This window comes from Flavobacterium sp. UBA4197, assembly GCF_002379575.1.
GTDB classification, from domain to species: domain Bacteria; phylum Bacteroidota; class Bacteroidia; order Flavobacteriales; family Flavobacteriaceae; genus Flavobacterium; species Flavobacterium inviolabile.
Genome location: NZ_DFUB01000018.1, coordinates 220,840 through 241,616 on the forward strand (window position 1 = coordinate 220,840; position 20,777 = coordinate 241,616).

At 37.6% G+C, this 20,777-nt stretch carries 21 protein-coding genes and 1 tRNA gene; 4 read left to right on the plus strand and 18 right to left on the minus strand.

Going from position 1 to position 20,777, the window contains the following annotated elements; all coding sequences use genetic code 11:
* Positions 1 to 3: 3 nt before the first annotated feature.
* Positions 4 to 762, plus strand: a complete 759-nt coding sequence (locus B3394_RS11040) for a phosphatase PAP2 family protein (protein WP_286920642.1) — start codon at positions 4 to 6, stop codon at positions 760 to 762.
* Positions 763 to 805: 43 nt separating this feature from the next.
* Here the strand turns inward: B3394_RS11040 and B3394_RS11045 are convergent, their stop codons facing one another.
* Complete coding sequence (locus B3394_RS11045) at positions 806 to 2,254, minus strand: PLP-dependent aminotransferase family protein (RefSeq protein WP_286920654.1); 1,449 nt, start codon at positions 2,252 to 2,254, stop codon at positions 806 to 808.
* A 91-nt stretch (positions 2,255 to 2,345) separates the two neighbouring features.
* Here B3394_RS11045 and B3394_RS11050 point away from each other — a divergent pair, with 91 nt between their 5' ends.
* From B3394_RS11050 to B3394_RS11060, 3 genes are all read left to right on the plus strand, one after another.
* Positions 2,346 to 2,792, plus strand: coding sequence for a GNAT family N-acetyltransferase (locus B3394_RS11050; RefSeq protein WP_177733502.1), 447 nt, complete (start codon positions 2,346 to 2,348; stop codon positions 2,790 to 2,792).
* Positions 2,793 to 2,832: 40 nt separating this feature from the next.
* Positions 2,833 to 2,906: transfer RNA gene (locus B3394_RS11055), tRNA-Cys, on the plus strand.
* 17 nt (positions 2,907 to 2,923) lie between these two features.
* The gene (locus B3394_RS11060) at positions 2,924 to 3,661 is read left to right on the plus strand and encodes a YggS family pyridoxal phosphate-dependent enzyme (protein WP_286920655.1); all 738 of its coding nucleotides are present in this window, start codon (positions 2,924 to 2,926) and stop codon (positions 3,659 to 3,661) included.
* 103 nt (positions 3,662 to 3,764) lie between these two features.
* Here B3394_RS11060 and B3394_RS11065 read toward each other — a convergent pair whose 3' ends face one another.
* From B3394_RS11065 to B3394_RS11145, 17 genes are all read right to left on the minus strand, one after another.
* On the minus strand, positions 3,765 to 3,893 hold the full coding sequence (locus tag B3394_RS11065) for a hypothetical protein (RefSeq protein ID WP_286920660.1): 129 nt from the start codon (positions 3,891 to 3,893) through the stop codon (positions 3,765 to 3,767).
* A gap of 206 nt (positions 3,894 to 4,099) precedes the next feature.
* Entirely contained in the window at positions 4,100 to 4,438 is a 339-nt protein-coding gene (locus B3394_RS11070) for a DUF6984 family protein (RefSeq protein ID WP_286920661.1), read from the minus strand.
* Positions 4,428 to 4,586 (minus strand): hypothetical protein, encoded by a 159-nt coding sequence (locus B3394_RS11075; protein WP_286920663.1) that lies wholly within the window; start codon positions 4,584 to 4,586, stop codon positions 4,428 to 4,430. Before B3394_RS11075 ends, B3394_RS11070 begins: the two co-directional genes overlap by 11 nt.
* Before the next feature lie 139 nt (positions 4,587 to 4,725).
* Positions 4,726 to 5,211 carry a hypothetical protein gene (locus tag B3394_RS11080; protein WP_286920668.1) on the minus strand — a complete coding sequence of 162 codons (486 nt, stop codon included), beginning with the start codon at positions 5,209 to 5,211 and terminating at the stop codon, positions 4,726 to 4,728.
* Between the two features lie 66 nt (positions 5,212 to 5,277).
* Entirely contained in the window at positions 5,278 to 5,646 is a 369-nt protein-coding gene (locus B3394_RS11085; RefSeq protein WP_286920671.1) for a hypothetical protein, read from the minus strand.
* Positions 5,647 to 5,860: 214 nt separating this feature from the next.
* The gene (locus B3394_RS11090) at positions 5,861 to 6,433 is read right to left on the minus strand and encodes a hypothetical protein (protein WP_286920672.1); all 573 of its coding nucleotides are present in this window, start codon (positions 6,431 to 6,433) and stop codon (positions 5,861 to 5,863) included.
* Between the two features lie 65 nt (positions 6,434 to 6,498).
* On the minus strand, positions 6,499 to 6,996 hold the full coding sequence (locus B3394_RS11095; RefSeq protein WP_286920673.1) for a hypothetical protein: 498 nt from the start codon (positions 6,994 to 6,996) through the stop codon (positions 6,499 to 6,501).
* A 78-nt stretch (positions 6,997 to 7,074) separates the two neighbouring features.
* On the minus strand, positions 7,075 to 7,521 hold the full coding sequence (locus B3394_RS11100) for a hypothetical protein (protein WP_286920699.1): 447 nt from the start codon (positions 7,519 to 7,521) through the stop codon (positions 7,075 to 7,077).
* Between the two features lie 4 nt (positions 7,522 to 7,525).
* Entirely contained in the window at positions 7,526 to 7,870 is a 345-nt protein-coding gene (locus B3394_RS11105; RefSeq protein ID WP_286920708.1) for a hypothetical protein, read from the minus strand.
* A gap of 44 nt (positions 7,871 to 7,914) precedes the next feature.
* The gene (locus B3394_RS11110; RefSeq protein WP_286920709.1) at positions 7,915 to 8,658 is read right to left on the minus strand and encodes a hypothetical protein; all 744 of its coding nucleotides are present in this window, start codon (positions 8,656 to 8,658) and stop codon (positions 7,915 to 7,917) included.
* A 301-nt stretch (positions 8,659 to 8,959) separates the two neighbouring features.
* Positions 8,960 to 9,706: a hypothetical protein gene (locus B3394_RS11115; protein ID WP_286920740.1), complete on the minus strand. Its 747-nt coding sequence runs from the start codon at positions 9,704 to 9,706 to the stop codon at positions 8,960 to 8,962.
* A 412-nt stretch (positions 9,707 to 10,118) separates the two neighbouring features.
* Complete coding sequence (locus tag B3394_RS11120; RefSeq protein WP_286920741.1) at positions 10,119 to 11,390, minus strand: RHS repeat domain-containing protein; 1,272 nt, start codon at positions 11,388 to 11,390, stop codon at positions 10,119 to 10,121.
* 81 nt (positions 11,391 to 11,471) lie between these two features.
* Positions 11,472 to 11,867, minus strand: a complete 396-nt coding sequence (locus B3394_RS11125) for a hypothetical protein (protein WP_286920749.1) — start codon at positions 11,865 to 11,867, stop codon at positions 11,472 to 11,474.
* 6 nt (positions 11,868 to 11,873) lie between these two features.
* Positions 11,874 to 15,413 carry a DUF6443 domain-containing protein gene (locus B3394_RS11130; RefSeq protein WP_286920752.1) on the minus strand — a complete coding sequence of 1,180 codons (3,540 nt, stop codon included), beginning with the start codon at positions 15,411 to 15,413 and terminating at the stop codon, positions 11,874 to 11,876.
* Positions 15,414 to 15,425: 12 nt separating this feature from the next.
* A complete protein-coding gene (locus B3394_RS11135) occupies positions 15,426 to 18,770 on the minus strand; it encodes a hypothetical protein (protein WP_286920780.1) in 3,345 nt (1,114 codons plus the stop codon).
* Between the two features lie 8 nt (positions 18,771 to 18,778).
* Complete coding sequence (locus B3394_RS11140; RefSeq protein WP_286920781.1) at positions 18,779 to 20,383, minus strand: T9SS type A sorting domain-containing protein; 1,605 nt, start codon at positions 20,381 to 20,383, stop codon at positions 18,779 to 18,781.
* Between the two features lie 203 nt (positions 20,384 to 20,586).
* Positions 20,587 to 20,775 (minus strand): hypothetical protein, encoded by a 189-nt coding sequence (locus tag B3394_RS11145; protein ID WP_286920783.1) that lies wholly within the window; start codon positions 20,773 to 20,775, stop codon positions 20,587 to 20,589.
* Positions 20,776 to 20,777 lie beyond the last annotated feature (2 nt).

Here is a 20,777-nt window from a genome sequence, read left to right on the forward strand (position 1 = left end):
CAAATGAATAAGGTAATCGTGAGTATAATAATGGCTTTAATAGCTTTCTCATCTACAGCTCAAACATTAAATGAAACAGACACTCTAAGTAAAAAGACCCCTGAAAATTTAGCGTTTAATTACAAACAATTATTAATTCCTGCTGTTTTAATTGGCTATGGAGCCATTGGTTTACAGAATGATGGTTTACAAAAATTAAATCGAAACATCAGAAGCAGAGTTATGAAGGACATCGATAAGAGAATAACGGTCGATGATTTTTCTCAATATACTCCGGCATTGTCTGTTTATGTGCTTAATAATCTGAACATAAAAGGAAAAAACAACTTGCAGAACAGAAGTGTAATCCTTGGTACATCAATGCTAATAATTTTTACTTCTGTAACCGCATTAAAACGCTGTACAAACATAGACAGACCTGACGATACCCGGTATGCATTCCCGTCTGGTCATACAGCAATAGCTTTTGCAGGAGCAGAATTTTTATTTCAGGAATACAAAGACAAATCCTGTTGGTATGGCGTAGCGGGTTATGGCATAGCATCAATAACAGGAGCATTCCGGATTTACAATAACAAGCATTGGCTAACAGATGTTACAGCAGGTGCCGGCATAGGCATTTTAAGCACCAAACTTGCATATTGGGTAAACCCTTTTTTAAACGAACATATATTCAAAACCGGTTCAAAGAATACGACTGCGATGTTTACACCTTATTATGATGGTAAACAAATGGGGGGTGCCTTGGCGGTTACTTTTTAAACGAAATCCTGAAAATATTTGTTTTCAGGATTTTATTAAAAAATCATAAATCACGTTTTCCCAACCGACTGGCCAACAGGTTAACTGCTGCTTCCAGTTCCCGTTCGTCCATTGAGGCAAAGCCAAAACGAAAGGCATTTAATTCGCTGTCGGTTCGGATTATTTTTAATTTCCCGCTCTGTTGAAGATCATCCACAGAGAAATCTTTTTGAAGCGTAATCCAGACCGCCATTCCTCCCGATGGCAGTGAGTAGGTAACATGCCCGGATAATCTGTTTCGCAGCAATTCATCTAAAAAATCCCTGCGTTGGTGGTAGATTTTTTTAGCTTTATTCAGATGCCGTTTGAGTTCACCTTCCTTAATCAGCATGGCCAGGGCATTTTGCATATAGCCGTCACCGCCCACATCTATAATCTTCCGGAGGGCAGTACATTGTGCTACAAAATTTTTCGGAGCGACCATAAATCCGATTCGCAACGAAGGATCCAGGATCTTGGAAAATGAACCGATATAAATCACATTCCCCTGATGATGCGCACTTGCCAACGGCAGGTAAGGAGACGAAGCATAATGGTAGTCGTAATCGTAATCGTCTTCGATGATCACAAATGAAAACCTTGCGGAAAGCTCCAGCAGTTTCATCCGCCGTTCCACACTCAATGTTACCGTTGTCGGGTAATGATGGTGCGGAATCACATATACCGCACTGATTTTTTCCTTTTTGCAGAGCTGTTCAATCTTATCGGTATCGATGCCCTCTTTGTCCACAGGTACCTCAATGAGTGTTGCACCGGTTTCGGCAAAGGTTTTGTTGGCTACACCATAATTCGGTTTCCCGACGATAATCGCTGACTGGCTGTTTAAGAGCAATTGTGCCGCAAGATAAATGCTCATTTGCGCTCCGTGCGTAATCAGGATATTATCGGCCGAAATATTCAAACCTCTGGTTACCGACAGGTAATGAACCAGTTCTTCCCGGAGTTTTAGCGTGCCTTGTGCCGTGCCGATATGCGCTTTTTTGATGGCATAGGTCCGGGAAGTAAGCAGGCGGTATGTTTTCAATAAATCAGAAATAGGGGAAAGGCGGACATCAGGATGCCCGTCGTCTATGATGACTTCAGGAATACCATTTTCCGAAGGGACATGCCGGTCAATTATCCGATAGGGAACATTCAGTTCATTGTCATAGGAAAATCCGGTTTTATTTTCATTCCACTTTTTAGGCTGGAGCAACGGAAGGTTTTCGGCTACCGTTACATATCTTCTCGGATAGACTGTGATCCACTCCTGGGCTTCCAGTTCATCATAGGCCGCGATGACCGTTTTGCGGTGTACATGCAGCAATGCCGCCAGTTCACGACTGCCGGGCAAATGTGTTCCGGGTTTTAAAACACCGTTTCTGATGGCATCAATTATCGCAAAAGCAACCTGCTTGTAAACAGAGACTTTACTTTTTTTGTCAAGGATGATTATATGTTCAAATGGAAACATTCTGGACTACCTGTTATATTAAAACTGGATTGCAAATATAGTCCAATAGCGTTATACGTTTGCACTATCATTTTAAAAATAGTTACAAGCAATGCATTACAACATCAAAAAAGCCAGTCTGGAAGACCTGGAAGCGTCAGCCGGATTATTCAATCTTTACCGTATTTTTTACCGCCAGGAATCAGATGTCGAAAAAGGGAAAGCATTCCTGAAAGAACGATTCTTAAACAGCGAATCGGATATTTTCTTAGCAATTGCCGATGGCAGGGCAGTGGGCTTTGTGCAGTTATACAAATTGTTTCATTATACCAAACTGCAAAAACAGTGGCTGTTGAGTGATCTGTTTGTCCATCCGGACTATAGAGGAAAGGGCATATCGGTGGCATTAATAGACCGCAGTAAGCAATGGTGTGAAGAAACAGGCGCATGCGGACTGATGCTGGAAACCGAAAAAACAAATGCTATCGGTAATCAGCTTTATCCGCGTTGCGGATTCGAGTATGACGGCTTGCACAACTACTACCATTGGTGGAAATAACAGGCTGTACGGTAAGTCCAAACAGCTTACCGTTTTAACAGGTCGGATGGCCGAGTGGTCAGGCAAGGGTACGCAATACCTTTTACAGTGGTTCGAATCCATTTCCGGCCTCCATGATAAAATCTTAAAAAATGGAAAATCAAATCATAACGAATATTGATGAAATTTTAGAACGGATCGCCAAGGCCTGTATCCGAACCGGCAGAAATCCTGAGGAGGTAAAGTTGTTATTAGCGACCAAAACCGTCGCTGCCAATCGTATTAAAATTGCTTTACAGCACGGACAAACGCTGATCGCTGAAAACAAAGTGCAGGAACTCAAAGAAAAGTATGAAGCCTTAAAACACGTTCCGCATACCTCTCATTTTATCGGGCATTTGCAAACCAATAAAATCAAAGATATCCTGAAATACAATGTTTCCTGTATCCAGTCGCTTGATCGTCTGGATTTAGCCGAAAAACTGCATCACAGACTACAGCTTGAAAACAGCAGTATCGAAGTACTGATACAGGTCAATACATCAAACGAGGATAGCAAGTTTGGTGTCCATCCGGCAGATGCGATCGGATTGATCCGGCAGGTAGCCCAATTTGAAACCCTGAAAATTAAAGGCTTAATGACTATTGGCTTGTTCAGTGCCGAAACCGAAAAGGTCCGCACCTGCTTCCGCCTGCTTAAAAGCATTCAGCAGCAAATTAGCGCTTTGGCTATTCCTGATGTAGCAATGACGGAATTATCTATGGGAATGAGTAACGATCTGGAAACCGCCATTGAAGAAGGGGCTACCATCGTGAGGGTTGGTACGGCAATTTTCGGACAAAGATTATATCCCGATAGTTACTATTGGAATGAAGGGAAAAGCTTGTAGGTAATTGTGATAGTGTTTGCGGTTCTCTTGTAAAAACGATTGCTGTTTTAATGAATATATTAAAATTTGAATACTGACACTGATATATTGAAAAGGTAGTTTCTCAAGTAAAACTATTCTCCGTGTAGGACAGGCGTGTATTCCCCAGATGATCGGTATAATTGAACACATAATTAAAGAACGTTCCGCTGGTTACGGCTACATATCCTTCAGGATGGCTGAAAAATTTCAACTCCTGATTTTCGTAATGGAATGCGTTTAAATAATCCGTTACAGTCGTATTTCCGGAAAGGGTTACTTTTTTATGTATCTTGATTCCAGTAGCATTGTAAAGGTAATTAATTCTATCGCCCGTGCTAAAGTTAATTTCGGTGGGGTGTAGTTTGCTTCTTTATTGGTTACAAATCCGCGCAATTGGGGTTAATGACTTTTAAAAAATTAACTAATAATGTTAGGTATTTTAATTAACGGGCTATAATCTGTTTTCCAAATATCTAATTCAAATAAATTATTCTCCTCATCGACATTCAAAGACGCGATTACCTTTATACCATCTTCATCTTCAAAAATATATTCGGAAATTTGCTCACCAAAGATTCTATCCTCATCAATGACTCCATGGGGAAACAATCTTAAACTGCCCATACCCCCATCATCCATTTGACGTACAAATAAATCTTTATGCCAATCTTTTGAGATTGATATTGAAGCCATTTTAATTAAAAAATCAAGAAGCCTTTCTTCATCTTTTAAAAGTGTTCTAATCTTAAAGTCCATGTATTTTACCTATATTAATTGTTCCATCTGAAAGTTTAAATGCTGAATATTGTATTTTTTGCCCTGCAACTTCTATTACCGAATTTAAAGGTTTTCCTTCGACTAATTTAGATGAAACGGAAGGAAAATGTGCTTTAATTGCTTTCATAACTTCAGCACGATTGAGCCCCATTTTTTCAATATGTCGAAAAGCATGATAAACTTGATTTTCTGTTTTTCCAAATTGAATTGCAAGTTTAACACCACCATTCGATAGCGCGGATTATAAATCTGCGCCATCGGAACTGTTATCTATTAATTTCTATCCAATAATCATCAGCTTTAGGTAAAGTAGACAGGCTTCCAAATCTTTCCTTTACAATTGATTCAGCACTTTGTACTCCTTTTTCTTTTGATTTTAGTAAATAAAAATTAGCTAGCTTATTTGATTTTACATTTGAGCCATTAATCAAATCGTCCTTTAAAATAAAATATACATCAAAATATGCTTCTGGATAATCAAAATTATTAGCCATTAATAATGAGTTACGTAAAAAGTCCCTTGTGTGACTGCTAAAAAAATATATCTCTTTTAATTCATTATATGCTAATGTATCTCCTTTTTCGGCTATTTTGGCTGATAATTCACGTATTTTCTTGTCATTATTGAAATCTTCAAAATATGATTTTGCAGGGGAAATACCTTCTTCTATTTTTTCCTTGCTCTCTCTTTTTTCACATGATGTAAAGCAACAAATAAGTATTCCAATTGTGGTAAAAAAAAATCCTTTCATATTTTTTTTGTTTTTTATATTCACTATATAATATTCTATTTATTTCCTGCCCATTTTTATAGGTAACTATATAACCTTGGTTATTATTAAAAATATTCCATCACCGTCTTCATAATTTTCTTTTTTATTCATCTCATTAAAGACATCATTAAACACTTTTTGATTAGATTGTTTAGCTGTTGGTTTAAAAAGATTAACAGGTGGTTCATCATTATTATTATCTTCTCTAACTGTATCAGACCAATGTCCGCTTTTATATATAACACCATTTTCTCGCTCAACATATTTCTCATTATTTACCGCCGTCGTCATCTGTATACGGTCATCATAAATATTAGAGGTGCTTACAGCCTGCATACCATCCGGATCAATAAAGAACATCGGATTATTATAGGCATAATTATACGGTGTCCATCTTCTGGATTTCTCTGCCAACGGATCAATATTCATCTATCTGCCAATCGCAGGGTCGTGATTACGTACTTCATATAAGCCTTAATCCATCCTTTATTATTACTAAATACAATTGAAACGGATTGCAAATCCGCGCCATCGGAGTTTTTTTTACCACATGATATATTAATTAAAATACAAGCGATAGCAACTATGATTAAATGTTTCATAAATATATAATTACCTTAATTGGATATTACTTTTTATCACCACAATCAACTTTAGGATAATTCTCAGGAGACTTTATAGTATTTAAATTCTGTTTATATAATTTTGATATGTTCTCCTTACATATAAAGTAAAAAACAGCTTTCTTTGAATCATCACTTTTTACGATTGGCCAATTACTATCGTCTAATTTTCCGGTTTTTATTTTATAAACTGTAGAGTCTATTGCTTTATAATTTTGTAATTTACTAATGAGTTCCTTACTAAGGATTGAGGTCGAATCATTCCATACAAATAAGTTTTTGTTTATTTCTTTAAATTTTGTTGGAAAATATTTAGAAACTGCCCCAATTGTATCATGTGGTTGTGGCCAAACCTTATCTCTCTTAGTAATCATAAAACAGAATAAGTTGTTAGATTCTTCTAATTCATGTACTTCGTATACAGTATTTGTTTTACTCTTATTAATATTTGAAAAATCGTTCACAACATTTATAATAGCATCTTGTTTTAACCCTTTTTGAATCATCTGTGAGTTAATACTGCTTTTACAGGAAAGAAAAAGAAAATATATCAATAAAAGTTTTACAACTGTTCTCATAGTTTTACTGTTAATATGGCTGGCGTTATGTTATAAACATAGTGTCGTTATTATTGTTTCTGATGTTAAATTACTGGATAAAACGTTTTAATCTTTGTGATTTTAATGGCTTTAAAATTCGATTCAAGGATTGCTTCAATCTTATCAGAAAACAAACAAGTTATTATGATTTGCTCATCGTCTTTCAATATGATTTTTGCATAATGGTAATTCTCAAATGCAAATTGACTATAGCCACTTTTTTGGAGTCTATTTGCAGTCATAAAAAACACAATTTCATTTATACTATCAATCTTAATCTCTCTTTTGATATTGTTTTTCTTTATTATTAATCCTGATTTCTCTATTTCATAAGTAACGCCTTTACTGTTTTCATAATAATTGTAATGTAAATACAATACAGGTAACATAAAAAGCACAAAAAAAAGGATAAGCAAGTAAACTAAAGTTTTATTGGAAAAATCATCATAAAAGTAAAGCGCTAAACCCAAAAAGACTACCGAAGTAAAAATCAAAATTATCAGCATTTTTAAATGCTTAAAAAGTGTTAACGATAATTCCATGTTTTTTTATTTAAAGTTTAAAATTCTTTTTCCTTGTTTATCATACGGTATAATTATGAACAAATTTTACAAGTTCAATTATTTTATAAAGCCTTCTGAATTAACATTATATCCTGAAATTTTTACTTTATTGTTTTCTTTTATCATAGAAATTTTTTCCTCAGCAGTATAATTGGAATAAACAACCTTATAAGTTAGCAAATATTCTGTTTTGGAATCTGTACCTTTAAGACTTGTCGTTTTCCAATCCAAAAGCGTTAAATCTTTGTATTCACCTAATTTTTTCTCTTTGGCGTTTAAGAATTCTAAAAATTGATCTTTTGAGGCAACTTTATAAAAATCAGTACTCATAAGATTGAGAACTGATTTATATTCTTTTCTGGAAGTATAGAGATACAATAATCCGGCAACGGATTCAGCATCTTGCTTGTCTTGTAATTCATTATCATTTTTAACATTAGCACTAAAATTGCATGATGTTAACACTGATACCAATAAAATCGTTATAACGAATAGCTTTCTCATAAATTTATTTATAAATTTTACTGTCACATTCCCAATTAAAAGATAGTATTGTGTCTTTTTTATGTATATAAAATACTAATTCTCCCTTCTTTTTTATAATTGTGTCTCCTTTATCAAGATATTTATAGTAAGTACAAAACCATCTGTTTTCTTGCTTATACAGCGTATCTTTATTGGTTTTTAAACTTTTTCCTTCAACTTCAAAATTATATACAGAAGTACTATCAACAAGATTTTTAACGATTAAAAGACACTCATAATCTTTTTTTATATGTGATAATTTTTCACAGTCTATTTTTTCACATGAGAAAAATTGACAACAAACAAAAAGACATATTATTTTTTTCATCTTAATAGCTATTTAGGTAAAATACAGAATATAACATTAGGAGATCATTTAATTTTCCTTTCCCAAACTTGACCTTTCCATTGTAGTTTATTCTTGTCTTTAATATAAATTAATTCTTGATATGGTTCAAATTCCAAAAAGCATCTGTCAAAATATGGTAATGTAATCGTCAAACAGTTATATTTTTCAGTATCTATATACTCTTCAAAAATTGAAAACAATATTCTTCCTCTGTAAAGTGCAGTTCCTGAAACATCGGCATCCATACTAAAACGGATCAGATTAGCAGTGATTTTTCTATCCCATAAATGCATTGACTTAGGTATAGCCATAAATGTTTTGTCCGTTTTGACAGATTTACTGTTATTGTTGTTAAAATGAAAGTTGAGCCTGACAGGATGATAATCAGAAGGAAAGTTTACCTGAATATATAGACTATCCTGTGAAAATTTGTTTTCTTTCTTTAAATCATACTCAAAGCCCTTTTGTTTCAGATTCTTGTCTTCACTGTTTAATTCAAGAAGATCATTAGACAAAACAGTCCATCTGCCTTTGGATGCTATTTCACATTGTTCTACTACGGGGCTAAATGTTATTTCTGCTTTAAACAATTTGAATGTGCCATCAGGATTTAATTCGAGTTGTGAATAATTATTATCCGATAATGCCTGATATAACTTATCACTTCTTAAAATATAGGTTCCTGCCGGACTATTTTGCAGTTCAATATTTTTGATTGAATTGCAACCAACTAAAAATAAAATTAATATTATCGTTAAAATTCTCATTTTGTATCTTTTTTTGGTTTCCGGATTTTACAAACAGCATTTCCATTTTCTGTTTGATATCTTTTAATAAACTCATATTTACAGGACATAACTGTAGTAACGATAAGCATTATTAAAATAAATATTACCGATCACCTTTTACAGAACCGTCAGCATGTGGGTGGGGGGAAACTTTAAAATACCTGAAGATCTCGTCAGAGAGTCTACATTCTATAAATAGTATTTGTGTATTAAAACGAATGGACAATATCCATCCGTTTTTAGTACTATAACGTTCTTCTTAATACTGTTTGTTTAATAATTATTCAACAACAACCGGAATATTGATAAAAGTCTTTTTCTCTCTTCTTGTAAAAACATTCTCAGAAGTTTCTTTATAATAGTATTCTAAAATATAACCTCTGAAATTATTCTTGCCTTTATCTCCAAAACTGACATCAATTTTAAACGTCAAATGAGTAGTTGTACTTACACTATCTTTTTTAACGGCATTGATATTGCAAAAACTTGAATCAAATTCAGGCGAAAAAACTAATAAGGAAGTAGTTCCTTTTTTTATAAAAGGAACATAATTAACCGTTAGTTCATTTACTTTATTTAATTCAAACTTAGGATCTTTAAATTTATGAGTATAATAAGTGCTTTTTTCAGCAATTAATCTTCCTTTTTCATCATAATTAAACTCCTGATTTGCAAATTCTTCATTACATATATTCTTATACTCTACTGTTTTTCGTAATCTATTTTTAGAATCATAATATTTCCATCTCCCATCCTTTACCTTATTAATAGTATTTCCTTCGGATTCTAATCCATTCTCATTATAAAATTTAGTATAAAAAGATAATTTATTTTCCTTACTAAAAACCATTTTTGAGTTCATCATACCATCATTGAAATACAATATTGAATCTAATGATTCTTCATCATCATTCATATAACCTTTTGAAATCATTTTTCCTTGTTTATCATATTGGATAATCTCCTGATTTTCATTTTTACAAGACACAAAGAAGAATATTATCACTAACAAAATTATTTTTTTCATTTTTTAAAATAGTATCCATTTTTAATTGCTCTTTGGTCTTCTTTCGAATCAAAACCTCTGAGTGCTTCATTAGTATTTGATCCAAAATTTATTGACCTGCAATAAAACTCATTCAGAGCCATCTAATTACAATATCACTTTTATCATTTGACAAATGAAAAAAAGAAAAAAAATAAGGCCAGGAAAGCTGAGTGTCAAAAAAATAAATCTATTTTTTGTTCTTTCTTGTATTAAAAAAAGGATACTCTTTAATGAAAAAAAGACCGATAGTAATAGTGCAGGGTAAAATATTAAAAAATTAATGATAGTAAAATATTTCCTATAATAATCTTGATAACAAAATACCTGTAAAAAGTAAAGCAATATGGCAATTACAAAGAAAAATAAAGAAAGAATTACACTTTTTTTCATGTTAAAATTTATTAAAATTAAATCCATTTTTAATAGCCCTTTGGTCTTCAGGACTATCTTTACCTAATTCGTTTGTTTGTGAACCAAATTTTATAGATCCATAATTAAAACCATTCATACCCATCCAATTGCCCCACATAAAATTACCTGCATCATATAGATTATAAATACTTTTGGAGTCTCCAAACCTGAAAAAATGCATATAAGAATTATAACTCGTTCTTAAAGTTCCTGTTTCTAAATATGATTTTTCTCCCTCAGTAAAAAAATTAGGAACTAAATAGGACATTGTAAAATCAGCACTACCCCTTGACATTGCAGCAGCTGTTAACCATGCCTTTCCTAATTTTCCTTGAGCTCTTAATATTAGAGGGTCTAACCCCGCTTCTGAAGCTGCATTTGCTAACTCTTCACTTGAAATAGGATTATATAGTTGATCACCAACCGACCAACTATCTATTTCTGAAAAATCATTCTCAGGGTCATTAAAGAATAATTGTTTCCCAGTTTCATCAAAGAATCTATTTGGTTTATTATTTTTTACAACATTAGTAACTATTCCCTTCGAATTTACAGTAATATCGTCCGGAGGAGAATCAGTAGATTTCTGTGTTCTCACATTATCAGACCAATGTCCGCTTTTATACATAACTCCATCATCTCGGCCAACATATTTTTCATTATTTACCGCCGTCGTCATCTGTATACGGTCATCATAAATATTAGAAGTACTAATCGCCTGCATCCCATCCGGATCAATAAAGAACATCGGATTGTTTAAAGCATATACATAAGGCGAAAAACGTCTGGATTTCTCTGCCAATGGATCAATATTCATCCATCTTCCGATAGCCGCATCATAATTACGCGCCCCATAATCATACAGATTCAATCCCAATTCCTCCTGCAATTCCTTTCCGTTATATTTGTATTTATACGGATTAGGATTCATTTCATCTTCCTGCATCAATTGCGGTACGTTATAACCCGGAGTTCCATCCATAGGCAATACAAAAGTATAGCCTTGTGTATTATAGGCCTTATGCTTTAAACCAAACGGGTAATAATGATTCTCTTCCATAATGGTGGCCTCTCCGGTAAAACTATTCTCCGTATAGGACAGGCGTATATTCCCCAGATGATCGGTATAATGAAACACATAATTGTAAAAATAATCCCCAAATCCGTAAACGGCATTTACATAACCCTCTGCATGCGGGAAAAATTTTAAAATACTGTTTTCATAATCTTCTACACAGGATTTGAAGAGCATTGTTTATTAAAAAGGATGGAGATTAGTTCATCCTTTCTTAATAATTGAGGAATATTTTAATCTTTTAAAATTCATGTTTTTTTAGTGATTGTGTTCAATTATAAATTTAAATATATTATAAAATAAATGCCAACTATTCTCTTCAACAAAAAAAGTAAACTTTTCATCTCTAGTTAATAAGGTTAATTCTTTGTTTTCCATTTTTAAATTTGGGTTTTCTTTTATATTTACAAAATCTACTTTTTTTAAATCTGTTAGATTAACAAATCTTCCTTCATTTGGTATAATGAATCTTATATTTGTTAAATACCAACTATAGGTATTATTTTTTTTATAATATATAATGCATTTTTCATTTATTTGAAACTGTTTTAAAGTTTCAATATTTGAAAATGGCTTTTCATCATATAAATACGTATCCTTAAAATTTATTTTACTTCGATTAAATTTTCCTTTTATTGCTGATATACTAAACATAATTTTTTAAAGTTTTTTTGATATTTTTATTGACGTTTCAGTAGTTTTTTCAATATTATAGCCTAATTTTTTTACAAAATTTATATTATTTATTAATCTTTTTTCAACTATATCTACTCCTTTAATGACTATTTCTTTTGCACCTGCTGTTTTAGCTTCGGCTTCAAAGGACTTTAATAATTTAATCATACTTGTACCTTCTTCTAAACTGGCTAAACTTTGAACAGTTTTAGTATAAATTCCACCAGAAAAGAAAGTTTTTGCTCTAATATAAAATCCACCTATTTGTGTTACTTTAAAAGCTCCGCCACCGCCAGTAAATTCTAAAACACCCAAACCACCAATTGGTTGTGGTATGGTAACTTTTCCTTCATCGTCCACCATATATGTAAGTCCAGTTTCAGGATCAGCCCATTCTCTTTGACCTTGAATTGTTGACCAAATTTTACCTAAAATAGTTTTCTTGGTTACATTATTTAAAACTTTATCCCCATTTTTAGATAGACTTTTAATATTTTTTTTAGGATCGGTATCATTTTCTTTATCACTATTAGCCTCTCTAATATCATCAGACCAATGCCCACCTTTATATATAACTCCATCTTCTTGCTCTATATTTTTATCATTATTTATAGCTGTAGTCATCTGTATACGATCATCATAAATATTGGAGGTACTAATTGCCTGCATACCATCCGGGTCTATAAAGAACATTGGATTGTTTAAAGCATATACATAAGTAGAAAAGCGCCTTGAATTTTCTGCTAATGGATCGATATTCATCCATCTTCCAATTGCAGGGTCATAATTTCGAGCACCATAATCGTACATATTAAGGCCTAACTCATCTTGTAATTCTTTCCCGTTGTATTTATATTTAAACGGATTCGGATTTCTACTTCCTTCCTGTGCCAGTTCAGGTACATTATATCCCGGTGTGCCATCCATTGGCATCGTATAGGTATATTGCTCTGTATTATATGCCTTATGTTTTAATCCAAAAGGATAATAATGGTTTTCTTCCATGATCTGCAATTCACCTGTTTTTTCATTAAGAGTCCAGCTGGTACGGATGTTTCCTAAATGATCGGTAAAATGAAAAACATAATTAAAATAAACATCGTCAGTTACCTTTACATAGCCTTCGGTATGTGGAAAAAAAACTAATTTATTGCTCACATACTGAAATCCGCCTAAATAATCGATTGTTTTAACCGACGCACCTTCGGTAATGATCTTATGTACTTTTACACCATCAGCATTGTAAAGATAATTAATTTTATTCCCGCCGGAAAAGGTTATTTCCACCGGCAGGTTCAGATGATTGTACACAATATTCGTGATCTTTTTGTTCTCATCCTTAATCATATTGCCGTTTGCATCATAAGCATAATCGTCATAAGTATTCCCGTAACCGTTATCGGTAAAGCCTTCCGGGTTGTTGGTCGCATCATTTACCCGCATCAGTTTGTTGCCATTATAGTAATAACTCAGGTTGTCAATATCAATAGCAAAAACTGGGTTGTCAAGGTTTCCGGTACGTTGTAAAGCTGTAATATTTCCGTTTTTATCATAACTTACCGTTTCGTTATAGGAACCAGGAGTAGGATTCTGGGTTTCCGGTTTCTGGTAGAAAGCAGTGTTCAGACGGTTCAGATTATCATACTGATAGCCATATTTGCGCAGGATATAGTCGCTTTTGGTTTTCCAGAAGGTTTCGGCTATATTCCCGTTATATAAAGGTTTTACTTTACCGCTCATGCTGCTTGTTGTTTTGGTAACGCCGCCATTCTGACTTTCAGTTACTTCATTATAGTTGATCTTAAACCCAAACAGGTCGGTTTCTTCCATTTGTAAACGGGGACTATCTATGGCAGCGGTATTGTTAATGTCCATCAGCCAGCCGCGGATGTTGTAACGGTAGTCTACTTTTTGATAACCGAAGGTACCGGTTGGATCCAAACCACCCACGTTTTTGGAGATCAGTTTGCCCAATTCGTCATACGTATTTTTAGCTAACAGTTGTTCGGCACCACCATTGATCTGCTGTTTGTGCAACAGCAAAAGGTCCTGCTCGGTATAGGTAAAGCTATCGGTAAGCGTTAGCAATGTGGCACTGCTGCTGCGCTTGTGATAGGTTTTGGTATACAGCGTTTTCCCCATAAAATCCAGTTTGGTATCGGTTTGCGTATACCCGCCTAAGTAATTGGTGGTATAGGTACGAACCGGTCTGGATTTCAGGTCATAGAACGTATAGCCCTGTTCGCTGAAGGTTTCGGAAGCATTCGTCTGTACACGCGTCCAGCCTCCGGTAGCCAGTCCCTTTACGGCTGTGGTAATGTTTTGTCCTTCCACCTGCGACGGTACAGTTGGCGCATTCGGATAGGCATAATCGTCATAATACAATACCGAAAGCAGTTTCATGCCGCTGGTCGGGAAGGCCACATTGGTATAGCCGATGCTTATGCCGTCCACCGTAGTAGCGGTAGCTCTTTTTTCCGAAAAATTGGTATTGGCCGCATTGCGCTGGGATTGTAAAGCACTTCGTGTATCGGAAGTAGCCAGCCATCCGGTATAGACCACACGTCCCAGTCCGTCATATTTGGATACGATCCATCCGGTCTGCGTACCGCCAAACGGTGTCAGCGCAGGGCCGGAAGCGACCACACGGTCCAGTTTGTCATAAACCATAAACTCCCATTGTTTGCCGGGTAGTTTCTTTTCGGCCATCCGGTTGCGGGAATCATATTTGTACTGGTAGCACAAATCGTTCAGCTGGGTTTCCGGATTGGCTGCCAATGGCGGGATTACATAGGTCAGGTTGCCGTATTCGTCATAGACATAGTAGGTATCGTGTGCCACCTCGTCATTATAAAGCCTTTTCAGGATCAGTTTTCCCTGTTTGTCATTAAACACTTCCACGGTATTGTCTTTACCGGAGGTCCAGTTTTCATTTTTGCTGACGTTTTTATACAGCTGACTCGCTTTATAATAGCCTTTGTTCTGCAGCTGCGGGACATATAATCCCTGTGCGGCATCCCAGGTGGTCGCTGCGGCATAGTATTTTACCTCACTGCCGGTATTGGTCTGGTATTCCATTTTAACGCTGTGATCGACCTCTTCATTTGGGGCAAGCTGCCAGTCGGCTCCCGGAGCACCCTGTCGTAAAGGCCGTGCCGATGGTGCGGCTTCCAGCAGTTTTTCGCTAAACGGATATTGCCCGGTATACTGGGAATAGTTGAGTGTAGCCTGCTGGGCATTGTTCTGGTAGCTCATATCGACCGTGGTAGCTGCATACGGAAGGTAATCCTTTAGCTGGCGCCCCATGTCATATTCGATATGGGTGATGATATCCTTGCCGGTAGCCGATTGCTTGTTCGCTACCTGCTGTACCGGGCGACCCAGTCCGTCATAATAGGTTACCGTACTTGCCGGACGGCTGCCATTGGCTTCCCGGTAAACGGTTTTTTTCGTGTAATTCTGTGTGGTGGTTTGTGCAATAACCCATAACGGTGCACAAAGCAATAGTATTGCCAGTTTTTTCATGGTGTTATCGTATTAATTGGTTACATAATTGGTATCATACTCTTCTATAACATTGCCGTCGTGATCCTTGATGCGTTTCAGGCGCAGCAGGGCATCATATTCGTAAGTCGTTTTACGGCAGTTATTATTGATGGACTGAGTGACCAGATGCGTAACCGGGTCATACTGGTACCAGGAAATCACCGATTCCGGATAGGTCTGATGCAGCGTGCAGGGAGCCGCCGGATCCGGTTCCGGAAACGTATCGCCGCCGCCGGATGACGGAGCAATATAGTTTTCAATCTTGATCATAACCTGATCCAGCTGATTGTAGGTATATTTGGTTTTCGGTCCGTTTACCATAGCCGCAAGGGTCATGTTGGCATGCGTATCATATTCTTCGATAACCACACGATCCACCAGCGCTTCGCTTCCTTTTGATGCCTGGATAATCTCCGGCAGGATCAGGTTCGGGTTGTTGTTCCAGCTTTTAAACAGCGTGCGTTGGGTTCCCATTAAAACAGGAAGGGCATTGTTGTCGGCATAGCGGAAGGTTTTTACCTGTACCGGCGTACTCACTTTATTTAGTGCTACCAATTTATTACAGGCACTGATCTGTGCTGCCGTTAATCCGGTTAGCAGGTTCGGCTGGTCGGCATAAACATTGCGTACTTCTGTAAACACCGTATCGTCACTGGTAGCTGTTTTTACGGCCAGTGGTAATCCCGGCAGCAAACTGTACTGGTATTCCTGTGTGGAAGCCACGGTTTTATAATTGGCTTCGTTAACGCCTCCGGTAGTAATCGGAATTGGTTCAATAAAGTTTTTACTTTCTTTTTTAATCAATTCTGCTTTTCGGGAATACAGGTTGTAAATACCGATATCCAGGTTCTGAACGGTTTTCAGGCGGTTCTCACAAACGGCAAAAGCCAGTCCGCCGGTCGTACCGCCATAAGTATACACATTGTCATAACGATAGGTAAACGACTGTTCATTGGTTTTATACAAAACGTCTTTGCGCTTTATCAGCTCCGCTTCTCCTAACAGCGTTCCGTTGTATACCGATTCCAGGTTTCCTTTATAGGTACTTCTTTCCTGCTGGAAAGGACTGTTGTAGAAAGGATTGATATCCTGCTGGCTGCTCATGTCCTGGTTGTGGAAGTGTTTTTCTTTTCCGCCCAGTTCAAAATTATCGCCTCCGTAACTGATGGTCACATATTCATATTTCTGGTCAAATACATCCAGATTGGGCATGCTGGATGCAAAAGTGCTGAAATTTACTTCTTTAGGGAACAATATTGCTCCGGTACCGCTGCAACATTTCAGAACAACGTGATTGGTAACCGCATCCAGGTAATTGGTTTTAAACGGGATCAGCTCAAAAATATCTTTAGACAGATCCTTTGCCGGCATATAATAAAAACGTTTTACAAATGCATTTTGCGTAGCTGCCGTATAATCAACAGCACGTTTTACACGAATACCGCCATCTTCGATCTGTTTGAAATTGGAAGTATAGCTAAAAGCTGCCGAGGCATCAAACTTTACCAGCGACACATAGGTGTTATACAATTCCAGCTTGTACACATGGCCTTTAAGGATCGGGAATGTTAATGAGGTACTGTAACTAAAATTACCGGTTCCTATTTCCTGGCTGCCGTCGGGCATGACAACAAATTTCGTTTCGGAAGTATTGGTGGTATTGTCGGTCAGTTTTATATAGGTACGGTCGGTATGCCCCATCTGGGCATTGGCCGTCAGTGTAATGTCCACTTTAATCTGTTCGTCTATAAAAGCGCCGGAAAATCCGAAGGAACCGTCGGGATTAACAATTGAATTTCCTAAGATACTGTTCGAAGCCGTTGTTTTGGATTTGGGCGTACGTCCCGGATCATTTCGCCAGATATTCATCGAAATGATTTGCTTTTCGTATTCCTTGGCATATCGGGGCTCATATTCAAACTCCGTATAACCGCCGGTAGGGTAGGTGATTTTTTTCAGCGATCCTTTCTGGGCATAGCCAAAAGAAGAATTCCTGTCGGCTAAAGCCGAAGAATAATACTTCCAGTTATCATCATTGTTTTTAGGTAGTACCATCGTGTTGGAATTTACCCCGTTGTAATAACCGGCTAAATCCTGAGCATAGCTCAAACGATCCGGAAGTGCTGTCGGGTCATTGTATTCCAGTGTGTACTGTTCGTATTTTCTTCCGGTACCGTAGTTCTTGTCCTTGTTAAATTCTACTTTGGTCAGGAAAAAACGGTGGGAAGTAGTAGGCGCTTTCGGGAAAAGGTACGTCAGGTTTACTTTGTGCAACAGGGTAGTTCCTTCTTTTACCTCTATACTGTTCAGGATGTTGGCATATTGCCCGGTCGAACCGTTAGCAACATTAAACACGACTTCGGTATAGTTGTTTCCGGCCCGTATTTTCGAAAGGGTTTTTCCGTTAAAAACCGTATTTTGTGTAATCCCGGCTACCAGCGAAGTATTTACTGCCGGTGCGGTACAGCCCAGGGCATCTTCTTCGTAGGTGATCTTACTCACGGTTTCGGTACGGGACAACGTCACCGTTTTTCCTGTTACGCTCGTGGTATAGTCAAAATAAACCACACCATTGTCCGGATGGACAATCTGGGTAAGATAGAAGCCTGTTGGGGCATTCGGATTTTCTTTATGGGTTCCGGTAAAAGAATTTTCGGTAGCACCATCGCCGCCAAAATAGTATTTCACCCCATCGGCAGTCGTAATGCAAAAAGCGGCATGGTTACGGAAACGGGTTTTTAAATCGGCTTCCGGTCCAACGATTTCTACTTTGATATTGCTGTCCAGTTTGGAAACACGCGGTATAAAGTTTTCATCCAGATAGAACGATCCGGAATAACCGGGAAAGGAAAAATTAAACATATCCGGTTTAAAATCCCATTCTTTACGGAACTCAAAACACATTTTGTTTAAGGTTTCGGTATCGGCACTTCCATATACGATATTCATGGATTGTATCATTGCAGCCGATAAACGTCCCTGTATGGTTTCTTTTTCATCCGGGGCATCGTTAATGGTACGGGTAATCACCCCGCCGGCACTTAAGGTCCAGTTAATCCCGGTCCAGGTTGCCGTCTGGTTCACTTTAACACCAGCTCCTGAATAATTCAGGCTGACCGGTACACTTATTTTTCCGGATTTTAAGGTGTATAAAGGAATATTGGCACTAACCATCCCGGTAAATTCATTGATCGGAATGTCGCCGTATTTGGTCAGCGCATAGGCTTCCGGTGATGGAAGCGTAATTTCCGGAACCTGTGGTTTTCCGGAACCATCCTGTGCCGCAACAGCTGCTGAAAGCATCAGGAATAATAAGGAGAATACTATATTTTTCATGGTAATGACTAATTTTTAACAGGGTTAATCCCTTTAATAACCTTAACAGAATCCGTTTGCAGATTGGTACGGATCTCTACGATATAAATCCCTTCGGGATAGCGGCTTAAATCTACAGGAACAGTCCGGCTATCAATGTTGTATTGTTGAAGCTGTCTCCCGGACAGGTCAAATACCGAAGCAGTACCGCTTTGAAATTCATAGCCCACCACAATATTGGTAAAGTTTTGTGCCGGATTCGGTAAGGCTTCAATAACCGGTTTCTCTACTTCTTTTTTATAGCGGTCTTTGAGTTTTACCACCCAGAAATCATTCCCGCCATGTCCGCTGCTTTTATCGCGGGAGGGTTTGCCTTTGGAGGTTCCGGCCAGCAGGTAACCGCCGTCGCGGGTTTCAATCAGTCCGTTCAGGATGTCTTCGCCATCACTGCCCACGGTCTTGCTCCAGAGCTCTTCGCCTTTGGCATTGATCTTTAAAGCAATATAATCGTTGATGTCTTTTTTGTCTTTCTTTCCGTCCGATACTTCTGTCCGGGCATAACCGCCAAGGAGCAGCGTACCGTCTTCATTTTCCACTATCGAGGTCAGCAAATCTACCGCTCCGTAGTTGTAGGTTTCCTGCCAGAGTGTTTGTCCGTTGTCATCCAGACGGACGATCCAGAAATCGGTGCCTTTGGTATTCGCCCGGCTCTTGTCGTTTGAAGGATTCGAATTGGAACTACCGCCCAGCACATAGCCGCCGTTTCGGCTTTGTATCAGCGCACTCAGGTTGTCATCGCCATCACCGCCCAAGGTGCGCTGCCATTCGATGGCACCGGCTTTGTCGGTTTTGATGATCCAGTAATCCCCGGTACCAAGGTTGTCGCTCTGCTTGTCGCCCGAGGCCGGAGAATTGGAATAGCCGCCCAGGATATAGCCGCCGTCTTTGGTTTGTTCCACCGTTTTCAGCTGGTCCATATAATGGCCGCCGTAGGTCTTTTGCCATTCGATCGTTCCGGAAGCATTCAGCTTCACGATCCAGTAATCCAGATTCCCTTGACCAGCTTCGGTTTTGTCACCGGATTTTCCTGAGGAAGAAGATCCGCCAACGATATACCCGCCGTCCTTAGTGGGGCTGATGCAGGCCAGCTGTTCCTGACCGCTGCCGCCAATGGTGCGCTGCCATTGCTCATTGCCTTTGGCATCGAGCTTGATGATCCAGTAGTCGTCCTGACCGCGGGAATCTTCTTTTTTATCGCCGCCTTTCGGTGAGTTAGACACACCGGCCAGGATAAAACCGCCATCGGCCGTGATCCGGGCACTTTGCAGAAAATCCAGTCCGCTGCCGCCAAAGCTTTTTTGCCAGTCGGGACTGCCGTGTTCGTCCATTTTCCAGAGCCAGTAATCGAAATTGCCACCGGATGGTGTTTGCTTGTTTCCGTTCTTGTCGGAAAGAGAGCTTCCTGCGAGTAAGAAACCATAGTCGGGTGTGGGCACGACATGGGCTAAAAACTCGGCATGTTTGCCACCATACGATTTTTCCCAGCTGAGGTCCTGGGACTGAACCGTATAGGCACAAAGAAGCAGGGGCAGCAGCGCATACAGCCTGCTACCGGTTAAGTAATTTTGTGTCATAAAATACTCTATTAGTGTTAGTTACTAATTATACCACAAAGTAAAGGGTTTATTTTTATTAACGGCAATGGTTTTTTATAAAAAAACAGAATAGTGTTTGTTTTTATGATTAATATATTAAATCTTGATTTTAATTATTTATAGTTGAGTGTTTTTTAAGATTTACTTTTGAAAGTTGAGAGTAATCTGGTTTTTATTATTGTTTATTTAATAAGTAAATCGCTATAATTAAGGTGTTTAGCTTTTTTATTGTTTTTTTCGCGCTGCTTTTGTCGCAAAAAAATGGCATAACGCCCTTTTACTTTTAAAAGTTCAGGATAAAGAAGGTTTGTTTCTATAAGCGTAAGCAAACCTGTTAAAAAGGGTTTTTTATAGTATCTTTGATATACCATAG